This window comes from Acetobacter orientalis (assembly GCF_000963965.1).
GTDB classification, from domain to species: domain Bacteria; phylum Pseudomonadota; class Alphaproteobacteria; order Acetobacterales; family Acetobacteraceae; genus Acetobacter; species Acetobacter orientalis.
The window spans coordinates 1-300 of the sequence record NZ_BAMX01000043.1; the positions used below are offsets into that span (position 1 = coordinate 1).

General features: G+C 54.3%; 1 pseudogene. It reads left to right on the plus strand.

Features of this window, described 5'->3' with window-relative positions:
* Window positions 1–300, plus strand: a pseudogene (locus Abor_RS12455) (transposase); the annotation flags it as partial.

Genomic DNA, 300 nt, shown 5'->3' on the forward strand with positions numbered 1-300 from the left:
CTGAGCGGGATCGTTTATGTCATCCGCAACGGCCTTCAGTGGAAGGATGCTCCGAAAGCGTATGGTCTACACAAGACTTTATACAACCGCTTTATCCGGTGGGGCCGCCTGGGTGTCTTTGACAGGATCTTTGTCGCCCTGACAGAACAGGCTGGCCGTTCGATGCGTCTTATGATTGATGCAACACACCTCAAGGCACACCGGACATCGGCGTCCCTGCTCAAAAAAGGGCTTTTCCCCGCCATATCGGACGGACAAAAGGCGGCCTGAACTCAAAACTTCACGCCGTGTGCGATGATC